Consider the following 21240-nt stretch of genomic DNA (forward strand, 5'->3'; position numbering starts at 1 on the left):
CTGCCGGAGTCATTCATTCAGGATGCAGACGCTACGCCGTAGCGTCTAACCCCAGTCGTCCCAGTCAGGATAGGCCAGGCCCGTAGCGAGCTCAAAGGTGGTTTGACACGGTGGTCCATGACGGGGTTGAAACGTCTGTTCCGTCCTAACAGGTGACGATCCGTGTTCGCCAACTCCGCCAGATCTCAGCCCATCGATCTGCTACCTCCTGCCTCCTGGCTCGGCTCGAGCCACTACAGGCACCCAGAGATTGCCTCTGGGCCAGGCGAGCGCGACAAGGGAAACATCGAGGCGGCCGCCCGGCATCATATCGTCGAGGCCGGTTCCGCCCCATCAACGTTACGCAGGCCAGGTGAGGGCCGACTGGATGCCACCGATCACCTCGACACGCCCTGACGACCCTCCGGGCTTTTGCCGCGCGGTGTCCACCGATCGACTTCACCGGGCGGGTGAAACGCATTGGTCTTTCCCGGTTGGGCCCTCTTTCTACGTAGCCGTGCGGGCTACTTCTTAGCGATCCTGTCCTTCGTCTGTTGCCAGGAGATCGGGAGTGCCCGGCATCCACCTCCATAAACACGGGAGCACCCGCGCACCTCCCTCTCGTACGCATCATCCGACTGAGGGAGCTGATTGTGGTTGACATTGTTCCGAACGGGACGGGCCTTCCTGGCATCGAGCAACTGCGCGTCATCGTCGGTGCGGTGATGACCGTGGGGCTGATCCTGAGCGTGCTCGCGCTGATCATCGCGGCGATCGTCTGGGGCTTCGGGGCCAACTCGTCCAACCCACACCTCGCCTCGCGGGGCAAGGTGGGCGTACTTGTGGCCTGCGGCGCAGCCATCATCTGCGGCTCAGCCGTCACCCTGGTCAACTTCTTCTGGACCGTCGGCCAAGCCGTCTGAGCCCGATTCCCACGTGAACGGGGCTCAGATGAGCGTGTGCCACGTGCCGGTGATCGCCGACGTATGCGGCACCGTCGGGGAAGGCGCGGCGTCGTTGGTGGCGGCGCCGTTCGATTGGCTCGCGCAAGCGATGGGCTCCGCTGCCGCGTGGCTCTTCGAGTCTGTCTGGGCTGTCTTCGACTCGACCACGTTCGTTGACCTCACCGATCCGGCGTACGTCGACGTCTACAACGTGCTCTTCGGTGTCGCCGTCTTCGTCACGCTGATTTTGTTCTGCCTGCAACTTCTCACCGGCCTCGTGCATCGCGACCCGACGGCGCTGTCCCGAGCGGCGATCGGCGTTGCCAAGTCGGTGCTCGGATCCTTTGTCATCATCACTATCACCGGCCTGCTGCTCGAGATCACCGATCAGCTGACCATCGGGGTGGTCGAAGCAAGCGGCAACACCATGAAGGGGATGGGCGACCGGATCGCGCTCCTCGCCACTGGCCTCACGGGCGTGACCTTCGCCTCCCCCGGCGTGGGCGCGATCGTGACCATCTTCCTGTCCTCCCTCGCGATCACCGCGGCTGCGATCGTCTGGTTCTCGCTCCTCATCCGCAAGACACTGCTGCTGGTGGCGATCGTCTTCGGACCGATCGCGCTCGCGGGCGCGACCTGGGATGCCGCCAAAGGATGGTTCACGAAATGGGTCGCGTTTGTGATGGCCTTGATCCTGTCGAAGCTCGTTCTCGTTGTGATCTTTCTCGTGGCGGTCGCGCAAGTCTCCGCCCCGATCGATGCGGATCTTGCCTCCATCAGCGATCCGATCGCCGGAATCGTTTTGATGTTCATCGCGGCCTTCGCCCCGTACATCACGTACAAATTCCTCAACTTCCTGGGGGTCGACATGTACCACGCGATGTCCAGCGAGCAGGAGGCGAAGTCGGCGATGAACCGGCCCGTTCCCGTGCCGAAAGCACCGATGGTCGACGACCCGAAGAAGATCCTGGAGCCGGGCGGCGATGGCGGGAACGGGAAGGCACCGCAAGGCGGCCCCGCACCGACGTCCCCATCGGGCAGCGGCGGACCTGGTCCCACATCGTCGGGCGGCGGACCGGGTGCATCCAGTGCCGCCGGCAAGAGCGCATCGGCCAAGGCGGCCACGGCCGGCGCAAGTGCAGCAGCGGGCGCGGCCACCGCGGGCGTCGCCGTCGGCGCAGCAGTGATCAAAGCTGCCGCCCAGGCCGGCCCGAAGATGGGCAGCACGGTCGGTCAGACAGCGGATGCCCACACCCAGTCCTCGGGCGGAGCCGCACCCACCACAACTCCGCCGTCACCCGGACCCTCCCAACCCAGCGCTCCCAAATCTCCACCAGACTCTGCCTCCCCGCCAGGCGGACGACCAGGCAAGGACGTCTAGTCATGGACAAGAACCACACCGATTACTCACTGCCACCTGTGCAGTTCTCGCGCCTCACCAAACGAGGCATCATGCTCGGCCTGTCGCTGCCGCAATTGATCGCCCTGTCAATCGGCACGCTCACCATCGTCACCGTGCTCTATACGACGGGCGCCTCCGGCATCCCGTGGACGACACCGCTGTGGGGTACCGCCGCACTGATCGCCTGCATCCCCCTCGGCGGCCGCAAGATCGTCGAGTGGGTGCCGATTGTCAGCCGGTGGATACTGCGGGCAGGCACGGAGCAGCTCACCTACCGGCGCCGCATCGTGCGCCCACGCCCGGTCGGCACACTATCGCTGCCGGGTGACGCCTCCGCTCTACGCGAATGGAACGACCCGGAATCGGGCGCGGTCATGATCCACGACCCGCACGCGCGCACCCTCACCGCGATCGTGGCCGTGTCACACCCGGCATTCGCCCTGCTCGACCCTGGGGAACAGCACCGCCGCGTCGTCGGGTGGGGGCGAGTACTCGCCGGTGCATGCCGCTCGGGGCGCATCGCCCGCCTGCAAGTGTCGGAGCGCACGCTGCCCGATTCCGGCACCGGACTGGCCGAATGGTGGGAGCGTCACGGCACCAACGACGACAGTTGGGCCGCCGCCACCTACCGCGAACTTATCGCCCGGGCCGGCCCCACCAACGAACGCCATGCGACCACGATCAGCCTCTCCCTCGACCTCACGGCGGCCTCCCGCCAAGTTCGCACGCAGGGCGGCGGCATGCGCGGCGCGGCGGCCGTGCTGCGCCAGGAAATGACCGCCCTCACCGCGGCCCTGCGCGCCGCGGACCTCACCGTGGGTGGTTGGCTCGCCGCTGACGAGCTCGCGAGAATACTCCGCACGGCGTACGACCCCGAGGTCGGCGTCGACCTGGAACGACACCCTGACGTTGGGCGCTCGCTTGAAACGGCCGGCCCCGTCGCCGTGGCCGAGAGCTGGGATCACCTCCGCACCGACAGCGGCTTCCACGCGGTGCTGTGGATCAGCGAATGGCCGAGGGCGCAGGTCTTCCCCGGTTTCCTCTCTCCCCTGGTATTCACCAACGGCATCCTCCGCACCGTGGCGCTGCACTACGTGCCCGTCCGCTCGGATCAGGCGGCGCGGGACCTGCGCAAGAAGAAGACCGAGCTGATCAGCGACGCCCACCAACGCACCCGCATCGGCCAGATAGCGGATGCCGGCGCCACCGCCGAATACGACGACCTCCTGCACCAGGAGGCCGACCTCACCGCCGGCCATGGCGTACTGCGCACGACCGGTCTGGTGTGCGTGAGCGCGCCCACCCTCGACGACCTCGACGCCGCCGTGGCCTCCATCGAGCAGGCCGCAATCCAGGCATCCTGCGAAACCCGCCGGCTCGTGGGCCAGCAAGCGCAGGCCTTCACCGCAGCCGCGCTCCCCCTTTGCCGCAGCGTGTGACTGCTGCGCTCCTGTTGTGCAGAGCAACCCGATTGGAGCCGACATGTTCACCGAACGCCAGACAACACCAGAATGCCGATGGATCAGCGTCATCTTCCTACAGGGCAAGGAAGCCGACGCAGTGCTCGGCATGATCGACCGCAGCGGAGCCACCGCGGCAAGTCAGTACCTCCGGCAGTGGGACCACGGCGTGGAGACCACCGACGCCGCGCTCACGAACGGATACGTCTACGACCACATTCCGGCCGGATCGACCGACCGAACCTTGGTGGACGCCTCGCCGTACGCAGTGACCTACAGCACCCAGTTCCGGTACGTCTCGCTCCTGCGGCGGTATACGGTCGCCGCTGAATGGGAGCCCCTGCCGACCGAGCCCACGATTCGCACGCGTCGCGGCGCCGAGATCTGGGCGCCCACCCGAGACCGGTCTCCCATGTCAGGGCACACGGTCTCGCTGTGAGAATCGCTGACGTGAACGAGCGGCTACACACGGCCGCGCTGGTCGAACCACACGGCGAGCACCGCCGCGACCGCCGCGACAGACGGCACGCCGCCGCGAAGATCGAAGCGGATGCCCGCCAGGCCAAGCATCTCGAAGCCCGCACTCGCTGGCGCACCGAACGAGACGAGTCACGATCAGCGGCGTACCTGGCCCCAGGCGGGGAACCTGGTCCCGCCCAATTGCGGATGCCCGGCCCGCTCCGGCTCCCCAAACACCAGGACACCTCGGCAACGCTCTCCGGTCACTACCCGTTTCTGGCCGAGGCCGGACTCGGCTCGGCCGGCGTCTTCGTTGGACAGGACCTCTACTCGGGCGGCTCATTCGTCTACGACCCCTGGGTGCTCTACCAACGCGGCATCATCACCGCACCGAACATCGTGCTCGCCGGTATTGTCGGCTCCGGCAAATCCTCACTGGCGAAATCGCTCTACACACGCTCCCTCCCCTTCGGCCGCCGCGTCTACGTACCCGGAGATCCGAAGGGCGAGCACACGGCCGTGGCCGAGGCCGTCGGTGGCAAGGCGATTATCCTCGGCCACGGACTCCGCAACCGACTCAACCCACTCGACGAAGGACACCGGGCAGCCGCCACCTCGAATGCCGAATGGTCGGCACAACTGACGGCGCGACGCCGCGACCTGATCGGCGCCCTCGCCGAGACCGTGCTCGACCGCCCCCTCAGCCCGCTCGAGCACACGGCCATCGACCTCGCACTGGCGGATGCCGTCCGGAGCTCACCGGTGCCGATCCTGCCCATGGTCGTTGACCGCATCCTCTCCCCGAACCCCGAGGACGACGAGGGCCGCCTCGCGCAAGACGGTCGCCTCGTCGGCCATGCCCTGCGCCGCCTGGTGGCCGGCGACCTCGCCGGCCTCTTCGACGGACCGTCGACCGTGCGCTTCGACCCCTCCCTGCCGATGTTCTCCCTCGACCTGTCACGGGTGGCCGAGAACTCCACGCTCATCTCGGTGCTGATGACGTGCTCATCGGCATGGATGGAGTCCGCGCTCGCCGATCCGGATGGCGGCCAGCGCTGGGTCATTTACGACGAGGCCTGGCGGCTCATGGCCTATCCGGCGCTGCTTCGCCGGATGGATGCCCAGTGGCGCCTGGCCCGGCACTTCGGGATAGCGAACATGCTCGTCTTCCACAAGCTCAGCGACCTCGACAACGTCGGCGACTCCGGCTCCGCGATGCGCGCTCTCGCGTCGTCGCTGCTGGCCAACGCCGAGACGCGCATCGTCTACCGGCAGGAACCGGACCAGCTCGGGTCGACCGCGACCGCGCTCGGCCTCAGTCGCACCGAGCAGAAACTGCTCCCCGCACTTGGCACCGGCCAGGGGCTCTGGCGGGTGAAGGATCGCAGTTTCGTAGTGCAACACCAGCTGCATCCCGATGAGCTCGCGGCCTTCGACACGACGGCCCGGATGACGTCAGGCCAGTAGGCGCGATGCGGGATCTGGAGCGCACCTGTCATTCAGAGTGAGGAGGGAGTGCGATGCCCGAGAATATGTTCAGCGACGAGCGCGAGGCGAGGATGATGCTCGCGGCGCTGTCCGAGCCCGGCGACACCATCACCGGAAGCTTGATTGCCCGGTTCGGCGCGGCCGAGACCGTGCAGCTGATCACTTCAGGCGTTCGCCTTCCGAACGGCATCGACCCGGCCGAGGGCGAGCTGTGGCGACGCCGACTTGCCCCGCGCATCAACCCCGGCCAGATTGACCGCATCCGCTCCGACATGGAACGCCACAGCCTGCGACTGCTGACACCCGAGGACATCGACTGGCCCGGCGAACTGCAACAGCTCAACACCAGCGCACCGATCGCACTCTGGCTGAAGGGTGACCCAAGTCAACTGTCGGCTCCACTGCCCGCCCGGGTCACCATCGTGGGCGCCCACGCCGCAACGGCCTATGGCAGCCAAGTGGCCACCGAACTTGCCTCCGATCTCGCCTCGCAGGGCCGCTCGATCCTGTCCGGCGGTGCCTACGGCATCGACGAATCAGCGCATCGCGCAGCCACCGTGTCTTACCCGGGTTCGACGATCGCCGTGCTCGCCAGCGGCCTCGACCGGCTCTACCCCACCGGGCACGAGCAACTCTTCGAGCGCATAGAGCACAGCGGCGGCCTGCTCGTCAGCGAACTCCCGCCCGGCTCCGCCCCCACCCGGTGGCGGTTCCTCCAACGCAACCGAATCCTCGCGGCCCTGTCAGGCGCGACAGTCATCGTCGAGGCAGGGCACCGATCTGGCTCCCTGAACGTCGCCGCACAGGCCCATGCCCTCGGGAGACCGGTAGGCGCCGTTCCCGGCCCGGTCACGAGCCCGGCGAGCGCCGGGTGCCATCGGCTGATCCAGGAGGGGATCGGGAGCCTCGTCGTCGACGCCCAGGATGTGACGGACCTGCTGGACTCCACGGCAGGCTTCTCCGGAGACCGAACATTCGCCTACTCCCCCACGAGACGGTTCACCCGAACTGGTCCTCACCTCACGTTCTAACGATTCGCGCCGAACGGAGACCGTACCGATGAACACTCCGCGACCGCACGCTGGGCTCGGCGACGAGCTTTCGAACCTCGGCATCGCACTGCTGATCAGCACGACGGTGTTGGCCCTTCTGCTCCGCGCCGCGGGTGCTGTCGCCACGTGGGCGACCGGCATCAGGCAACCTGCAGGCGGCCCTGCGACCGGGCTCGCCGTGCTCCTGGACCCGGGGCATCCGTCGGCGGCCTTGCAGGCACCTGGTCTGAACCCGGTCGCGTATTGGTTGACGACGACTCTACTGCTCGTTCTGGCCGTGGCGGCGGCCCTCTGGTTGTGGCGGATGTTCAGAGGCCTGGGCCGCGCAGCCAAGGTCGACCCACACCGCATCCTCGGCATCGCGACCAGCGACGAGGTATCGCGAGCCGCCTCGCACTCGGCTCTGATGAAGCGCGCGGCGCACCTTCGGCCGTCCCTCACGAACGCCGGCCCCAGCGACGTCGGCTATCGAATTGGCCGATCCCGCCACACCACGGTCTGGGCGAGCGTCGAGGACTCCATACTGGTCATCGGTCCGCCGCGCTCCGGTAAGGGGGCGCACATCGTGATCAATGCCATCCTCGATGCCCCCGGCCCGGTCGTGACCACCTCCACCCGCCCCGATAATCTCACCACCACCCTTCGGGCACGGCAGCGGATGGGCCCCGTTGCGGTCTTCGATCCGCAGCGCCTTGCAGCGGGCGTACCTGTGGGACTGCGGTGGTCGCCGATCCGCGGTTGTGAAGACCCGCTCACGGCGATGATCCGCGCGTCGGGGCTCGCCGCCGGAACGGGACTGGCTGCAGGCGGCGTCGATGGGGGCGGGTTCTGGGAAGCCAAGACCCGCACCGCCCTGCAGTGCCTGCTGCACGCCGCGGCGCTCGATGGCTGCCGACCTGCCGAGCTGTTTCGCTGGACCCTCGACCCTGCCGCCGCCCATGACGCGGTCTCCATCCTGATGAGCACCCCGGCTGCGGCGACCGGCTGGGGCGACTCCCTGCAGGCGATGCTCGAGGCCGACCCGCGCACGCGAGACTCCATCTGGCAGGGCGTCTCCCTGTCGTTGGGTGCGCTTGCTGATCCCCGAGTATTGGATGCCGTCTCACCCGGCACTGGCGAGGGGTTCGACCCCGAAGCGTTCTTGCGCAGCAACGGCACGCTGTACCTGCTCGCAACCGGCGCCGGGTCGAACAACTCTGCGGCCCTCGTGTCCGCCTTCGTCGAGGACCTCGTCGAGACCGCAAGGCGCATCGCCGCACGAAGCGCAGGTGCACGACTCGACCCGCCACTCCTGCTCGCCCTCGACGAAATCGGCAACCTCGCGCCCCTTCCGTCGCTGCCCAACCTCATGGCCGAGGGCGGCGGCACCGGCATCACGACCATGCCCGTGCTTCAGTCACTGTCGCAGGCACGAACGACGTGGAGCGACAACGCGGCCGGCGCAATCTGGGACTCCTCGATCGTCAAAATCGTGCTCGGCGGAGGATCCAACTCAAAAGACCTCCACGACCTCTCCACCCTGATCGGCGACCGCGACGAACCCACCGACTCCACAACCATCGGCGACCGGGGTTCACGCTCGGCCCAGCGCTCCATCCGGCGCGTCCCGATCCTGCCGCCAGACACCATCCGCACCCTCCCGTTCGGTACCGGCCTGATCATGCTCCGCGCGGCCCCACCCATCATCGCGAGTCTGCGCATGTGGACCGCACGCCCCGACGCCAAGGCCCTTCGTACGAACCGCGAGGAAATCGAAGGACTGATGCGCAAGCCCGGTCACGAAAACCTGGCGGAGCGGCCGGTCAGCCAAACGGAATGACGCGTATTTCCCTTCCACCGTGTCTGGTCGCAATCTGTGGAGCACGTGGCGCACCTCGTAGTGAACGCGGATCAAGGCGGTCCGCCCATGCAGGAGGTTGAGTCCCATGCCCCTTCACACACAGCAATCGCTGTCAGGTTTCATCACCTCAGAGCCGCAGCAATCGGTCACCGAGAACGGCGAAACCCGCTTCTACGTCCGCGTCGGCCAACCGCACTTCCGTCGCGAAGACAATGGGAGCTTCACCGTTCTCGAGCCGAGCTTTCACGACCTCGTCGCCTACCGCGCCACAGCCGAACGGGCGCTCACTCGGTTCGTCAAGGGCGACAGCTTCGTCGCCGAAGGCTACGTGCGCAATTTCGAGTTCGAGCGCGCGGGCGAAATTATCCAACGCGAGGAGTTCGTCGCGAAAAAGATCGGCCACGACCTCGCCCGTACCAACTACGACGTCGACCGAGCCCGCCGCGCAGCCGCGGCTATCGAGACGGATTTGTCGGCCGTCCAGCAGGTCGTTTCCCAAGAGACATCACCCGTTAGCACCGGCTCCGCCGTACTCGGGATCTGAGTGCGGCGATGGTAGAACTTCCGATTGAGTGGCCGCCCGGCGGTGACGATGCCCATCCCGGCGAGGAATCAGACGACCTCGACGGGCCACTCGTTGCAGAGCCGCCGCATCCGATCAATTGGAACCTCCTCACCGCCGATGAGGCCGAAACCGAATGGATCGAACTCAACCGATGGGTGAACTGGCTACGACGCACGTATGGGCTCCCAGCGTCCGTCGTGCCCCCGTTCTGGCACCGTCACCCCGAACTGGTCTGGGAGCTCTCAGCGCTGCACCTGCACTGGCTCTGCGCCTACGACCCCGATCAGCACGGATCTGCCCCCTTCGGATGGCACCGCGATTTCGCCGACGCTCGCCAACGCCTCCACGACTGGGTCGCCACCTCGGGAACGCGCCTCGACCGAGACCGACCCACACGCCAGACGGCTTGGCCGGGAGAACAACCCCCCGACGTCGTGGAGGATCTCCCGATCAGCAATCGTGACAGGGATTTCGCGCAGTTCGTCGGTGACGACGTCGCCAACCGGCGACATGCCGAAGCCGAGTTCTTTGCTCGCGCCGACTCCAGCTCAGCTAGGGCCGCGCCTCCGCGAAGCGCGGGGCCATCGACTCCATCTGCTCCATAACGAGTTTGATCGCCTCGGGCTGCTTGTCGGGCGGGTAGCCGTTCAGCACGAGCAAGCGTTTGATCGAGGAGCGCAGCTTCGCCCGCACATCGTCGCGCACGGTCCAGTCGGTGCGCACGTCCTTCCGCATCACCTCGACAAGCCCGCGCGCGATGTCTGCCAGCACGCCGGTGCCCTGCAGGTCGACCGCGGACTCGTTCTGCGACACCGCGTCGTAGAACGCGAGCTCGTCACTGGTCAGCGCCGGCGTGAACTTCGACCCTCGGTTGGCTTCCTCGGCCACCTCCCGCGCCATCTCCACCAACTCGGCAATCACTTCGGCCGAGGTCAGCTGCTGGTTCGTGTACTTGTTCATCAGCTCCGTGATGCGCTCGGAGAACGCCCGCTGCCGAACCATGTTGTTGCGAGTGGATGCCGTCGCCTCCTCGGTCAGCAACTTGCGAAGCGCCTCAATGGCCAGGTGTGGGTTGCGCGCCTGCTGCGTCTTCGCGACGAACTCCGGCGTGAGATCGCTCAGCGAGGGCTTTGGCATGCCGGCCGCCTCGTAGATGTCGAGTACGTCGCCGGACGACGTCGCCGAGGCGATCAGCTCCCCCAGCAGTCGCTGGATCTCCTCCGGGATCGGCTCTCCGCGGCCTTTGCGATCGTTGGCGTCCCACTTCGCCATCCAGACCCGGATCTCCTCGTAGATCTGCACCTCCGGCCTCAGCTCAGCCAGGTTCTGAGACCCCGAGCAGAGCGCCCACGCCCGCGACAGCTGCCCGGAGTACCGGCGGTACTTCGACGCGAGTGTCTCCTCACCGTCGATCACGTGGTTGCCGGGCGTCGTCGGTGCCCGCAGGTAGTTCGTGGCGCCGGTGACCGCGTTCAGGTATGCCTTCGGCCCGCCCTTGTTCAGAACGACCTTCCAGTCGTACCCGGCGACGAGCCCGCGCAGGGTGTCGACGAGAGTGGTCGTGAGGGCGATCACTTCGTCGATCCCACGGCCCAGCGGCTTGCCCTTCTGGTCAGAGTCCGTGTACTCCGCCAGCGCCTTCGACAGGTTCTCGGCCAGCGGCGCATACGCCACCAGCAAGCCGTCTTCCTTGCCGCGGAAGGTTCGGTTCACCCGCGCAAGCGTCTGCATCAGCAGCGCGCCCTTGAGTGGCCGGTCCAGATACAGGGTGTGCAGCGGCGGCGAGTCATAGCCGGTGAGCATCATGTCTTTCACGATCACCAGTTCGAGCTCGTCGTCCACGTTCTTCAGCCGGGCCTTGATCGCATCGTTCTGCGAGGTGCGCCGCACGTGCGTGCTCACCGGCGGCTGGTCGGTCGCGTCGCCGGAATAGACCACCTTGATGACGCCCTTATCGAGTGCATCCGAATGCCAGTCCGGCCGTAACGCCACGATCGCCGCATACAGGTTCGCGCAGATCTCCCGCGTGCCGCCCACGATCATGGCCTTGCCCGGCGCTTCGATGAACTTGGTCATGCGGCTGCGCCGGTTCTCCCAGTGCGCCACCAGATCCGCCGCGAGGGCGTCGATGCGCTCGGGCGCGCCGTAGACCGCGTTCACCACGGCGACGCTCTGCTCGATCCGGGCGCGTTCGGTTTCGTCGAGCCCCTTGGTGGCTTCGTCGGCGGACTGGTCGAGTATCTCCTCGGTCACATCCGCTGCGAGGGCCACCTTGATCAGCCGCGGCTCGAAGTACACCGGAACCGTGGCGCCGTCGTCGACCGCACGTGTGAGGTCGTACACGTCGATGTAGTCGCCGAACACGTCTTGCGTGTTGCGGTCGTCGAACGAGATGGGCGTGCCGGTGAACGCGATCAGCGTCGCGTGCGGCAGGGCGTCGCGCAGGTGGCGGGCGTACCCGTCGAGGTCGTCGTAGTGACTGCGGTGCGCCTCATCCACGATCACGATGATGTTGCGGCGGTCGGAGAGAAGCGGATGCTCCGCCCCGGCATCCTTCTCGGCCTTGCTGATTCCGAACTTCTGCAGGGTGGTGAAGTAGATGCCGCCCGTGGTGCGGTCGCTCAGCTCCGAGCGGAGTTCGGAGCGGCGCTTGATCTGCTGCGGCTTGCTCGGCAGCAGCAGGCTGCGGTCGAAGGAGCTGAACAGCTGACCGTCGAGCTCGTTGCGGTCGGTGATCACCACCACGGTCGGGTTCTTCAGCTTCGGATTCCGCGCCACCAGGTTGGTGTACAGCTCCATCTCCATGGACTTGCCCGAGCCCTGCGTGTGCCACACCACGCCGGCCTTGCCGTTGCTCGCCACGGCCTGCACCGTGCTGCCGACCGCCTTGCTCACGGCGAAATACTGGTGCGGTTTGGCGATGCGCTTGGTGAGGCCGTCGTCGCCCTCGTCGAACGCGGTGAACGACGTGAGTAGCTGCAGAAACCGTTCCTGGTTGTAGAGGCCGGCCAGCGCGGTGTCGAGCCCGGTGACCGCATCGCCGTCGACCGTGGTCGCGCCGGGAGGAACCGGCTTGCCGTCGTCATCCACATTCCACGGCGAGAAGTGGTTCAGCGGGGTGAACGGCGTGCCGTACGCGGCGGACTGCCCGTCGGAGGCGAGGGTGAATACGCAGAACCGAAACGCCATCGGAAACTCGCGCAGGTACGTCTGCAGCTGCGCGTACGCGGAAGCGACGGTGGCCCGTTCGCTGCCGGCCTTCTTCAGCTCGATGACGCTCACCGGCATGCCATTGCAGTACAGCACGAGGTCGAAGCGCCGCGTCACGTCGCCCTGAACGAGCGTGACCTGGTTCACCGCCAACCAGTCGTTCTGATCGGGTTCGGTGCTGATCAAACGGATGCTGGGATTCGCCTCTGCCCCGTTCGCATCGAGGTAGCTGAACGGGAACCCGCGCACGAGGAAGTTGTGGATGCGCTCGTTCTCGGTGATCGCGTCCATCGACTTCGGCGACGTGAGCTCGGCGAGGGCTTGCCGCAGGTACTCCACCGGAACGGTCGGGTTCAGCGTGCGCAGCGCCTCCAGCAAGCGCGGACGGATGAGCAGCTCGCTCCACGACTCACGCTCCCCCGTACCCGGAGCGATGCTCGCTCCCGCCACCGGCTTCCAGCCGAGCGGCTCCCCCAGCTGGTCGAGCGCGAATATCTCCCAGGCCGCCTCGGACAGCCCGAGTGCTGGAGCCGATGTCGTTATCGTCATTGCCTATCCCCTCAATACATTGACGCTGGTGAAAGCTAGTTGTGCAGAGTGCTGCACGAATACGGCAACGGGCCGTTGCGCAGAGGCACTGCGCGCATCACAGGACGCCCGCAAGCGACTTCTCAGTATCTTTGACGCGCAGCTTGCCCGACATGAGCTGCGGGAGCAGGGCGTCGCGCGTCGCAGCGAGGGTTCGGTTCTGGAAGATCAGGGGTTTGACGGCCATTTCCAAAGCACGAACGTCAGCGCTGAATTCTCTTGCCAGTTTCGCACCTGGCCAGGGAATCTTAACAGCTGCCAGGTCCTTCCAACTAGTTCTCGGCATTCGCGTGCCCTCGCTTGCGGCCGTCACGGCATCCACCACTGCTTCACTCGATACTGCGGCAAGAGCGAATCCGGAGACGGCGTCCTGCATGGGTCGCAGAACCATCACATCAGTGGAGCAAATACCATTGAACCCGGCGCTCACGACCTTGTGAAAGTAGGGTCGCAGTTTTCCAAAGAGTACGTCCGCATCGCTGAAGAAGCTCTTGCCGCTGGTAACAGTCGCAGCTGTTCCAAAAGCATCGAGCCAAATGCTCCTGCGCGGGATGTGCTCAAGTCCCACATAAATAGTGTCTCGGGTGGTAGTTGTCGGGTCGGCCGGTTCTCGCCGTAATTCATAGAGATCCCCCACTGAGATCAGACTCTGGGCGCCGAGGGCGGCGAATTGCGCGCGGATAAGCGAATCGGCTGTCTTTGCGAGGTGTGTGTTGGCGGCGATCTTGTCGTCGAGCGCCCCCAGCACCTCCGCGATCGCCTTTTGTGCCATCATCGGAGGCAGAAGTATCCGGTGACGCTTGACAATGTCCGTCTTCAGATTTGTAAAGATGGATCCGTTCCCTTTCCCGGCCAGATATGGTCGGTCATTCAAGAACGTGTAGTACAGAAAAAGTGGATCGACATCCCGCAGGTCTCGCAGCAGCAGCCATCCATCGTGGATACAAGCGTCGATTCCCATGAACTTCGGAATGCCTGGCGTTGCGCTATTCGACAGGATCAGGTCGCCCGGGCGGACTATCACGCTCTTTCCCCGGCCCTCGTCACGGATGAACTCGCGGGTGGATGTGATCACGCGCGACGGGGTAGAAGTAGCGTCGGCAATCTTGACCCAGGGGGTGCCAGCCGGGGCAATCCACTCCTGAATTGGCCTCGGGGACGCCCCTCGCGTGACTCGGGCGATTTCCCCGACCATCCTGTATTCCCACTCATGCCGTGAGTCAAACATCGACTCGCCCCAGCTGCTCACGCACGACCGCCGAGAGGCGCTCGGACTCGTCGAAATGGGCAAAGAGCTGGGCGCTCAGACGGGCGATCTTTTCCTCGATCGGCTCGGCATCCTCTTCCACCTCGGCGGCTCCGACGTAACGCCCCGGGGTCAGCGCGTAGTCCGCGGCTTTGATCTCGGCGAGGGTCGCGGAGTAGGCGAAGCCGGGCTCGTCGGCGTACTTCAGTTCAGCATCCACTGCGGAGGCCCTGCTGCCACGCCATGCGTGGTAGGTGCCGGTGATCTTGGCGATGTCTTCGTCGGAGAGGGCGCGCTCGGCGCGGTCGATCATGGTGCCGAGGTTGCGGGCGTCGATGAAGAGCACCTGGCCGGTTCGGTCGATGCTGTCCTTCTCGCCGGCGGTCTTGTCTTTGGCGAAGAACCAGGTGCAGACTGGAATAGGCGTGCTGCGGAACAGCTGCGTGGGCAGGGCTACCATGCAGGTGACGAGGTCGGCCTCCACGAGCTGGGCACGAATCTCGCCCTCGCCGCCGGAGTTCGACGACATGGAGCCGTTGGCCATCACCACGCCGGCGGTGCCTCCGGGGGCGAGCTTGGAGATGATGTGCTGGATCCAGGCGTAGTTCGCGTTGCCGGCGGGCGGAAGGCCGTAGCGCCAGCGCGGGTCTTGCTCGTTGCGTGCCCAGTCCTTGATGTTGAAGGGCGGGTTGGCCAGAATGTAGTCGGCCTGCATGTCGGGGTGCTGGTCGCGGGCGAAAGTGTCGCCCCAGCGGCTGGCCAGATTGCCGTTGAGTCCGTGAATAGCGAGGTTCATCTTGGCCATGCGCCAGGTGCGCTCGTTGAGCTCCTGCCCGAACACCGACAGCTCCGAGCCCTCCCTGTGGTGGTTCTCGAGAAACTTTTCGGCCTGTACGAACATGCCGCCCGAACCGCAGCACGGGTCGTAGACACGGCCGCGGGTGGGCTCGAGCATCTCCACGAGCACGCGCACCACGCCGGCGGGCGTGTAGAACTCGCCGCCGCGCTTGCCTTCGGCCTTGGCGAACTTCTCGAGGAAGTACTCATACACCTCGCCGAGCAGGTCGCGGGCCTTGGTGGATCCCTCGCCGGTGAACCGGGCGGAGTTGAACAGGTCGAGCAGTTCGCCGAGGCGGCGCTGGTCGACGCCGTCGCGGTTGTAGATGCGCGGCAGGGTGGCCGCGAGGGTGGGGTTGGCGCCCATGATCAGGTCCATGGCCTCGTCAATCAGCTGGCCCACCTGCTTGGCCGGCTCCCCCGCCGCGGCCTGCACACCCTTCGCGTTCTCGGCGATGTAGGGCCAGCGGGCCCGCGCCGGCACCCAGAATACGCGGCGGCCGGTGTACTCGTCCACGTCGTCGAGGAACTGGGCGATCTTGTCCTCGTCGAGGCCGTCCGCGGTGAGCTCGGTGCGGATCTGCTCGCGACGCTCGTCGAAGGCATCCGACACGTACTTGAGAAACACCAGGCCGAGGATCACGTCTTTGTACTGGGAGGCATCCATCGAGCCGCGCAGCTTGTCGGCGGCCTTCCACAGGGTGTCTTTGAGCTCTTTCATCGTCGACGGGAGTGCCGCGACTGTGACTTTCGGTGCCATTAGCGTGTTCCTCTTTCGGGAGCGGGTGTTTCGGAAGCGAGCGTGAGGGTGCCGGCGGTGACGCCGGCCATGAGCAGAGAGCTGAGTTCATCGAGATGAGCCAGGCGGTCGCGCGCACGCTTCTGCTCTAACCGTATCGAGGTCAGAGCGTGCGCGAGTGCGGTGCGCTGCGAGCGGCCCACCTGGCGCACGGGCCAGGCCCGCCAACGGCGGTGCCCGGGCGGGAGCGCCGCGATGTCGGCGGCGAGCACCTCGCCGAGCAGGCCGTTCGGGTCTGCGGGGTTGATGCGCAGGATTCGGGCCGGGAACTCCACGACCGAGGTGCCCTGGGTGTCCACCAGGGCGGCCGGTCGCGGGGAGGTGCAGAACACCACGTCGCCCGGCTCGGTCACCCGCCCCGCGTTGTAGGCGGCCGCAAATTGCAGACGGTCGATGCGTCGGCGGCCGAGCCCGCTTTCTCCCGAGACTTCGGCGGGGCCGATCAGGCGGATGCCCGCGGCATCCGTTGCCCCCTCGATCACGTCGGCGTCGTCGATGCGATTGCCCGGAATATAGCGCAGGTACCCGGTCATGAGCAGCTGCTCCACCGTCGAGGAGTCGGCCTCGTCGCCGGCGGCCGGCTGCACGGACAGGTCGAGGGTGTCGATCGTGTCGGCGTTGAGCACGGCAGCGAGCCGGTCGATGTCCACGGCGATTGCCGCCGCGGGCAGAGCGGCGGTCGGCGTCACGGTGTGCGCTCCCGCTACGAGCCACTTTCGGGTGGCGAGCAGGCTGCGGGTGAGCACGAGTCGGGCGAAGCGGAAGGCGTGGGCGCGCACGGTGCCGCGGTCGCCGAGTGAGGCGGCGAGGTCGCCCACGAGGTCGTCGATCGCCGCCGCATCGAGGGGAGTGGCGGAGAGATCGGCGACCATTATCCAGCGGTCGGCGAGGGGAATCTGGGCGTGGGCGGGGCCGAGCACCCAGAGGGCCTGCAGTTGCTGGGGCTTGCGGGTGAGCAACCCGGCGGGCAGACGCACGATCGCGCGCACCCGGCCGGAGCGCAGAAGAGAGGAGCGCAGCTGCTCGGCTTCTCGGCTGAGCCCGGCGTCGCTGAGCACGGCGCTCGGCGCCATCACCACGGCAAGCTGTTCGTCCGTCATCTGCAGCTCGATCTGCTCGATGGACGAGAGCATATCGACCGGAGTCATGGCGGGGTCTGTCGCCGACGGGTACTGGGCCACGTGAACGGCCGGCCCCGACACGGCGAAGGCGCCGGAGGGCTGTACGTCAAGGCTGGTGCGCAGGATGCCGTGCACCAGTAGTCGGCGGCGTTGCAGCCGGGCGGCAGGGCGGTGATCGTTCGCGGTGGTGACCCACAGCTCGCCCGCCAGCCCTGCGTGAATGCCCAGAAGCACGTCACTCGCGCTGCCCGTGGGATCCACGAGCGCCGATTCGGCGGGCTGGGTGAGGCGCAGCGCCATCACAGTTTCGGCCATCAGATCCAGGGCCGGGCGACTGAGCACCGGGTCGCCCTCGTCGGCGAGGTCGCGCTTGGCGCGGTCGGCGAGCATCCGCTCGAAGGCGGGGGCCGCGCCGAAGGCAGCCTCAATCAGGGCGTCGACGTAGCCGGCGACGGCGAGCAGACTCTGGCCGAGGGCGTCGATCTCGCGGAAGAACATGTCGTCGTCGGGGTCGTGCTCGTCGGCGGCGTCGATCAGTCCGGCCGCGGTAAGGCCGCCCAATGACTGGTCGGTTGCTGCGCGGAGGGCGATCAGGGCGGTGACGCCCCGGAAGGCGCTCTCGTCCGACTTGTTCGGGGCGTCGAGCACGGCGTGGGCTGCGGCATCCGCGGTGGCCTCCGGGTTGTTGCCGCGGCCGGTGTCGCGGAGCCAACTGCCCACCTGATGGGCGTCGAAGAGGTCGACCCCGCGCTGGCGAAGGATGGGCGCCGGGAAGGGTGCGTCGGTGAGTGCGGACCGGCTGCGCCACATGGAGACGACCGGGCGCTGCACACGGGCCAGGGCGGCGATGTCGGACATAGTCATCAGCAGGCCGGGCTCGGTGGTGGTCATGCGCATTCCCTTCTCGTGTATGAGTACAGGCTATGGCTTCTCGACGAGTGTCGTGGCCAATGCCTGATAACCCCTCTTATCAAGTGCCAACCTGCATGACTTACCTCCATCGCCCTACCTTGACGTTGTGCCCGGTTGCTGAATGCGCCGGCCACCTGCAGGTGGGGATCGGCCGTTGTGATGGGGGGAATGGCCGCGCCCCACCTGCCCACAGCACACGACAAGGAGATCAGGACATGACCGACGAGACCACCACCACCGCCGACAACCAGCCGGCACCCGCTGCACCGACACCGGCGTTCAGCAAGCGAGAACTCACCATCGGTGGCGTGTGCGGCGGGCTGGGTCTCGTCGTCGGCATCGTCGGCTCGCTGCTCGTTGCATCCGCCGCCGGAGGCATCGGCTCACTGATGCCCTCATCGGCCATGGCCGATGCCACCCAGGCCTGCGAGGTGGAGGCCGACCCGTTCATCGAACTCGGTGACGAAGGCCAGAGCCTGTCGATGCAGACCGAGGGTGAAGAGTCGGCCGGCGCTGATGTGGCCGATGTCGTCTGCGTGCTGAGCGAGCTCGATGTGCCCGACAGCGTGCTGACCCGCATGAGTAGCACCCGGGCACTCGACGGACGCCAGTCAGCCGACTGGAACGAGCTCTCCGCCTCCTGGGGTTACCACCCCGACAACGGTCTCGACATCGTGATCGAACTTTCCAACCAGTAGAACTTCCTTCCACTCATTTCCACCACCAGCAGAACAGGACACATCATGACCGACACCAACCAGCGCCCCATTCCCACCGGCGTTCCCGCCGAGCAGCACGAGCAGTTCCTCGCCTCACACCCGTGGGTATCGCAGAACACGGTGGACGAGCCTGTGCCCGTCTCCGAGAAGTCGTTCGTGGTCACCTGGCTCTTCGCCTGGCTGCTTGGCTTCTTCGCTGTGGACCGCTTCTACCTGGGCAAGATCGGCACGGGACTGCTCAAGCTGGTCACGTTCTCCGGTTTCGGCATCTGGTGGCTCGTCGACATCGTGCTCACCCTCGGCGGCGCGCAGCACGACAAGCGGGGCAGAAAGCTCGCCGGCTACCGGCAGCACAAGAAGGTCGCCATCATCGTCACTCTCGCGGTCACCGCGCTGAGCATGCTCGTAGGGGGCATCTCGAGCGGCGGCAACTCCCCCGACACCACGTCCGCCGTCGCCCCGGCAGTGGATGCGCCGGCCGGCGCGGTGGACGACGCCGCGGTTGCCGAGGAAGCTCCCGTAGTCGAGGAACCTCCGGTTGAGACCGACACGGTTCAGTCCTGGGCCGATGACGCGTTCGGAACCTTCGCGCCCGTCAGCCAGACCGGAGCCGGCGACAACCTCGTCACCCTCCCGGCCGGTGCCACCGCAGGCATTGTCACCGCCACACACGACGGCTCGAGCAACTTCTCCATCTCCGTGCTCGACGCGGCCAATGCCTCCACCGGCCAGCTGCTCGTGAACACCATCGGCGCCTACACCGGCACCACCGAATACGGTTTCAACTCGATGGGCGACTCTGGATCAACCCTGCAGATCACGGCCGACGGAAACTGGAGCCTGACCATAGCTCCCATCTCTGCCGCACCCGGGCTCGCAGCATCCGGTGCCGGTGACGGAGTGTTCCTGTACGAGGGCAGCGCCGGAAAACTCACGGCCACCCACGACGGCTCGAGCAACTTCGCGATTGTCGAGGAGACCAACAAGGCCTTCAGCATGGGACTCCTCGTGAACGATATCGGCACCTACTCGGGGACGGTGCCGCTCAGCTCGGGCCCGTCTGCCATCGTCATCAGCGCTGACGGCAACTGGACCATGGTCGCCGAGTAGGCGACCCGGCAGAGAATGCGAAGAGGAGAATGATGATGTCGAATCCGCCGTCTGTTCCACGGAAACTGCTGGGCTCACGTGTTCTGACGGGACTGCGGTCAGGTTTGGCCGCGCGCATTCCCGTGTCCGCTTTGCTCCTCACGGGGGTCGCCGCGACCATTCTCGCGGCGACCCTGGCGGGCGCCCTGGGCACCGCGACAGAGCGCGCCGACGTTCTGGCCGACGAACTGGCCACGAAATCGAGCAACTATGACTCGATGAAGTCCGCGTGGCAGGACCTCGGCAGCGAAGTCAGCACCCTGCGATCCACGGTGAAGACCTCAGAAAAGCGCGAGTCGGCCCTGGCCGCGGCGGAAACCGCGCAATCCACGCGGGCGACGGAGCTTGACGCCCGCGAGGCGGCCGTCAAGGGTGCCGAGGATGTCGTCGCCGCCAACACGTTCGCCGGCGATGGCACGTTCATGGTGGGGACGGATGTTCAGCCCGGCCAGTATCGTTCCGAGGGCGGCGAGAGCTGCTACTGGTCGAGGATGAACGCCGCGGGTGACGACACCATCGACAACTACATCGGTTCGGGCCCGGCCGTAGTTACCGTGCAGGCCTCCGACGGCCTGATCAAGACCTCGCGCTGCGCGCCGTTCACGAAAACCGGTTAGGCCCGGAGCTCTGGGCACCCGGTCGGGCGCCGACGTGGCGGCGCTCCCAGGAGCGCCGCCACCCGGCGTTACACCGGGATGACGGCAACAGCCTGCCAGCAGGCGTTGGCGACGACGCCCCAGCTCACTGCCGGAACGGGGAGCCGATCGATGCGGCGAGGGCTGAGTGCTGCGAGCACCTACCCGGCAAACTCAAAGTCGAGGGTGATTTCGGGATCGACGCTTGCGATGATTCCGGAGTAGAACACCTTGGCCTGCTCTTTCAGCGCTGCCGCGTTTTGGCTGATGTACTCCTGCTTGCTCTCGTCGCTGAGAATGTTGTTGATCATGCGAGTTTGAACGGCTGGCGGTGCCAGCCAGCCAAGCGCGTGGTTGGTTTCCAGGGGGTCCTCGAACACGGGATCGTCAAAACCGATGCCGATAAAATCGGGGATAGTCACCCGAAACGACTCTGGGCCGGTGGGTTCGATCGCCACCTGTGACCCATCGATGCCTAATTTTGCGTCGAACTTGTACTGGATCAGCGTCGTTCTCTCGCTCGCGGGTACGGCCACGCCGAAGATCTCTCCATTGCTTTCGTTCCTCGCGACACCCTCAATGTGAAGGCTGAGCAAGGCGACCTCTTGCACACGCGTGACGGACTGAACCACCTGCGAATCGCGTTCGCTCGAGCTGCTAGTGAACAGCGAACTGAGAGCGAGAGCGTTGAGTCCACCGAATACGAAAGCGGTTCCCGTTCCCGCGACAACCAGTACGGTGATCAGCAGGAGCGGCCACAGCAGAACCCTTGCTTTGAAAAATCTCATGACGTTTCGGTCCCCAGTTTCGTTCGACGTCGAAGCGCCCTTGGAAT

General features: G+C 66.2%; 17 protein-coding genes. 12 read left to right on the forward strand and 5 right to left on the reverse strand.

Going from position 1 to position 21240, the window contains the following annotated elements:
* Window positions 1–632: 632 nt before the first annotated feature.
* The 9 genes from AC1MB9_RS07610 to AC1MB9_RS07650 all read left to right on the forward strand — a co-directional run bounded on the left by AC1MB9_RS07610 (window position 633) and on the right by AC1MB9_RS07650 (window position 9794).
* Window positions 633–902, forward strand: a complete 270-nt coding sequence (locus tag AC1MB9_RS07610) for a DUF6112 family protein (protein WP_134503624.1) — start codon at window positions 633–635, stop codon at window positions 900–902.
* Between the two features lie 28 nt (window positions 903–930).
* Window positions 931–2304, forward strand: coding sequence for a TrbL/VirB6 family protein (locus AC1MB9_RS07615; RefSeq protein WP_479964406.1), 1374 nt, complete (start codon window positions 931–933; stop codon window positions 2302–2304).
* Between the two features lie 2 nt (window positions 2305–2306).
* Window positions 2307–3764 carry an SCO6880 family protein gene (locus tag AC1MB9_RS07620; protein ID WP_479964407.1) on the forward strand — a complete coding sequence of 486 codons (1458 nt, stop codon included), beginning with the start codon at window positions 2307–2309 and terminating at the stop codon, window positions 3762–3764.
* Between the two features lie 43 nt (window positions 3765–3807).
* The gene (locus AC1MB9_RS07625) at window positions 3808–4224 is read left to right on the forward strand and encodes a hypothetical protein (protein ID WP_479964408.1); all 417 of its coding nucleotides are present in this window, start codon (window positions 3808–3810) and stop codon (window positions 4222–4224) included.
* A gap of 2 nt (window positions 4225–4226) precedes the next feature.
* Complete coding sequence (locus AC1MB9_RS07630) at window positions 4227–5711, forward strand: ATP-binding protein (RefSeq protein ID WP_479964601.1); 1485 nt, start codon at window positions 4227–4229, stop codon at window positions 5709–5711.
* Between the two features lie 53 nt (window positions 5712–5764).
* Window positions 5765–6763, forward strand: coding sequence for a DNA-processing protein DprA (dprA, locus tag AC1MB9_RS07635; RefSeq protein ID WP_479964409.1), 999 nt, complete (start codon window positions 5765–5767; stop codon window positions 6761–6763).
* Window positions 6764–6791: 28 nt separating this feature from the next.
* Window positions 6792–8603, forward strand: coding sequence for a type IV secretory system conjugative DNA transfer family protein (locus AC1MB9_RS07640; protein ID WP_479964410.1), 1812 nt, complete (start codon window positions 6792–6794; stop codon window positions 8601–8603).
* A 106-nt stretch (window positions 8604–8709) separates the two neighbouring features.
* Complete coding sequence (locus AC1MB9_RS07645; RefSeq protein ID WP_479964411.1) at window positions 8710–9168, forward strand: single-stranded DNA-binding protein; 459 nt, start codon at window positions 8710–8712, stop codon at window positions 9166–9168.
* A gap of 8 nt (window positions 9169–9176) precedes the next feature.
* Window positions 9177–9794 (forward strand): hypothetical protein, encoded by a 618-nt coding sequence (locus AC1MB9_RS07650; protein WP_479964412.1) that lies wholly within the window; start codon window positions 9177–9179, stop codon window positions 9792–9794.
* On the opposite strand, the gene AC1MB9_RS07655 is transcribed toward AC1MB9_RS07650, so the two are convergent.
* The 4 genes from AC1MB9_RS07655 to AC1MB9_RS07670 form a co-directional block, all read right to left on the reverse strand.
* The gene (locus AC1MB9_RS07655; protein WP_479964413.1) at window positions 9742–12948 is read right to left on the reverse strand and encodes a type I restriction endonuclease subunit R; all 3207 of its coding nucleotides are present in this window, start codon (window positions 12946–12948) and stop codon (window positions 9742–9744) included. The two genes, AC1MB9_RS07650 and AC1MB9_RS07655, sit on opposite strands and share 53 nt — an antisense overlap.
* Before the next feature lie 97 nt (window positions 12949–13045).
* Window positions 13046–14215: a restriction endonuclease subunit S gene (locus AC1MB9_RS07660; RefSeq protein WP_479964414.1), complete on the reverse strand. Its 1170-nt coding sequence runs from the start codon at window positions 14213–14215 to the stop codon at window positions 13046–13048.
* A complete protein-coding gene (locus AC1MB9_RS07665; protein WP_479964415.1) occupies window positions 14208–15830 on the reverse strand; it encodes a class I SAM-dependent DNA methyltransferase in 1623 nt (540 codons plus the stop codon). The genes AC1MB9_RS07660 and AC1MB9_RS07665 overlap by 8 nt, the downstream gene beginning before the upstream one ends.
* Window positions 15830–17881, reverse strand: a complete 2052-nt coding sequence (locus tag AC1MB9_RS07670; protein ID WP_479964416.1) for a hypothetical protein — start codon at window positions 17879–17881, stop codon at window positions 15830–15832. The genes AC1MB9_RS07665 and AC1MB9_RS07670 overlap by 1 nt, the downstream gene beginning before the upstream one ends.
* A gap of 236 nt (window positions 17882–18117) precedes the next feature.
* Between AC1MB9_RS07670 and AC1MB9_RS07675 the strand changes: the two genes are divergently transcribed.
* The 3 genes from AC1MB9_RS07675 (at window position 18118) to AC1MB9_RS07685 (ending at window position 20387) form a co-directional block, all read left to right on the forward strand.
* The gene (locus tag AC1MB9_RS07675; RefSeq protein WP_479964417.1) at window positions 18118–18600 is read left to right on the forward strand and encodes a hypothetical protein; all 483 of its coding nucleotides are present in this window, start codon (window positions 18118–18120) and stop codon (window positions 18598–18600) included.
* A 45-nt stretch (window positions 18601–18645) separates the two neighbouring features.
* Entirely contained in the window at window positions 18646–19731 is a 1086-nt protein-coding gene (locus AC1MB9_RS07680) for a TM2 domain-containing protein (RefSeq protein WP_479964418.1), read from the forward strand.
* 122 nt (window positions 19732–19853) lie between these two features.
* Window positions 19854–20387, forward strand: coding sequence for a hypothetical protein (locus tag AC1MB9_RS07685; RefSeq protein ID WP_479964419.1), 534 nt, complete (start codon window positions 19854–19856; stop codon window positions 20385–20387).
* Window positions 20388–20566: 179 nt separating this feature from the next.
* Here the strand turns inward: AC1MB9_RS07685 and AC1MB9_RS07690 are convergent, their stop codons facing one another.
* Complete coding sequence (locus tag AC1MB9_RS07690) at window positions 20567–21037, reverse strand: hypothetical protein (protein WP_479964420.1); 471 nt, start codon at window positions 21035–21037, stop codon at window positions 20567–20569.
* Window positions 21038–21240 lie beyond the last annotated feature (203 nt).

The organism is Cryobacterium sp. AP27, from assembly GCF_056680495.1.

Bases quoted from the DNA above. Each gene is read 5' to 3' on its own strand.
- AC1MB9_RS07660 (WP_479964414.1), bottom strand. From the start codon at position 14,215: ATGTTTGACTCACGGCATGAGTGGGAATACAGGATGGTCGGGGAAATC.
- AC1MB9_RS07620 (WP_479964407.1), top strand. From the start codon at position 2,307: ATGGACAAGAACCACACCGATTACTCACTGCCACCTGTGCAGTTCTCG.
- AC1MB9_RS07680 (WP_479964418.1), top strand. From the start codon at position 18,646: ATGACCGACACCAACCAGCGCCCCATTCCCACCGGCGTTCCCGCCGAG.
- AC1MB9_RS07670 (WP_479964416.1), bottom strand. From the start codon at position 17,881: ATGACCACCACCGAGCCCGGCCTGCTGATGACTATGTCCGACATCGCC.
- AC1MB9_RS07640 (WP_479964410.1), top strand. From the start codon at position 6,792: ATGAACACTCCGCGACCGCACGCTGGGCTCGGCGACGAGCTTTCGAAC.
- AC1MB9_RS07645 (WP_479964411.1), top strand. From the start codon at position 8,710: ATGCCCCTTCACACACAGCAATCGCTGTCAGGTTTCATCACCTCAGAG.
- dprA (WP_479964409.1), top strand. From the start codon at position 5,765: ATGCCCGAGAATATGTTCAGCGACGAGCGCGAGGCGAGGATGATGCTC.
- AC1MB9_RS07675 (WP_479964417.1), top strand. From the start codon at position 18,118: ATGACCGACGAGACCACCACCACCGCCGACAACCAGCCGGCACCCGCT.
- AC1MB9_RS07625 (WP_479964408.1), top strand. From the start codon at position 3,808: ATGTTCACCGAACGCCAGACAACACCAGAATGCCGATGGATCAGCGTC.
- AC1MB9_RS07650 (WP_479964412.1), top strand. From the start codon at position 9,177: ATGGTAGAACTTCCGATTGAGTGGCCGCCCGGCGGTGACGATGCCCAT.
- AC1MB9_RS07665 (WP_479964415.1), bottom strand. From the start codon at position 15,830: ATGGCACCGAAAGTCACAGTCGCGGCACTCCCGTCGACGATGAAAGAG.
- AC1MB9_RS07615 (WP_479964406.1), top strand. From the start codon at position 931: ATGAGCGTGTGCCACGTGCCGGTGATCGCCGACGTATGCGGCACCGTC.
- AC1MB9_RS07655 (WP_479964413.1), bottom strand. From the start codon at position 12,948: ATGACGATAACGACATCGGCTCCAGCACTCGGGCTGTCCGAGGCGGCC.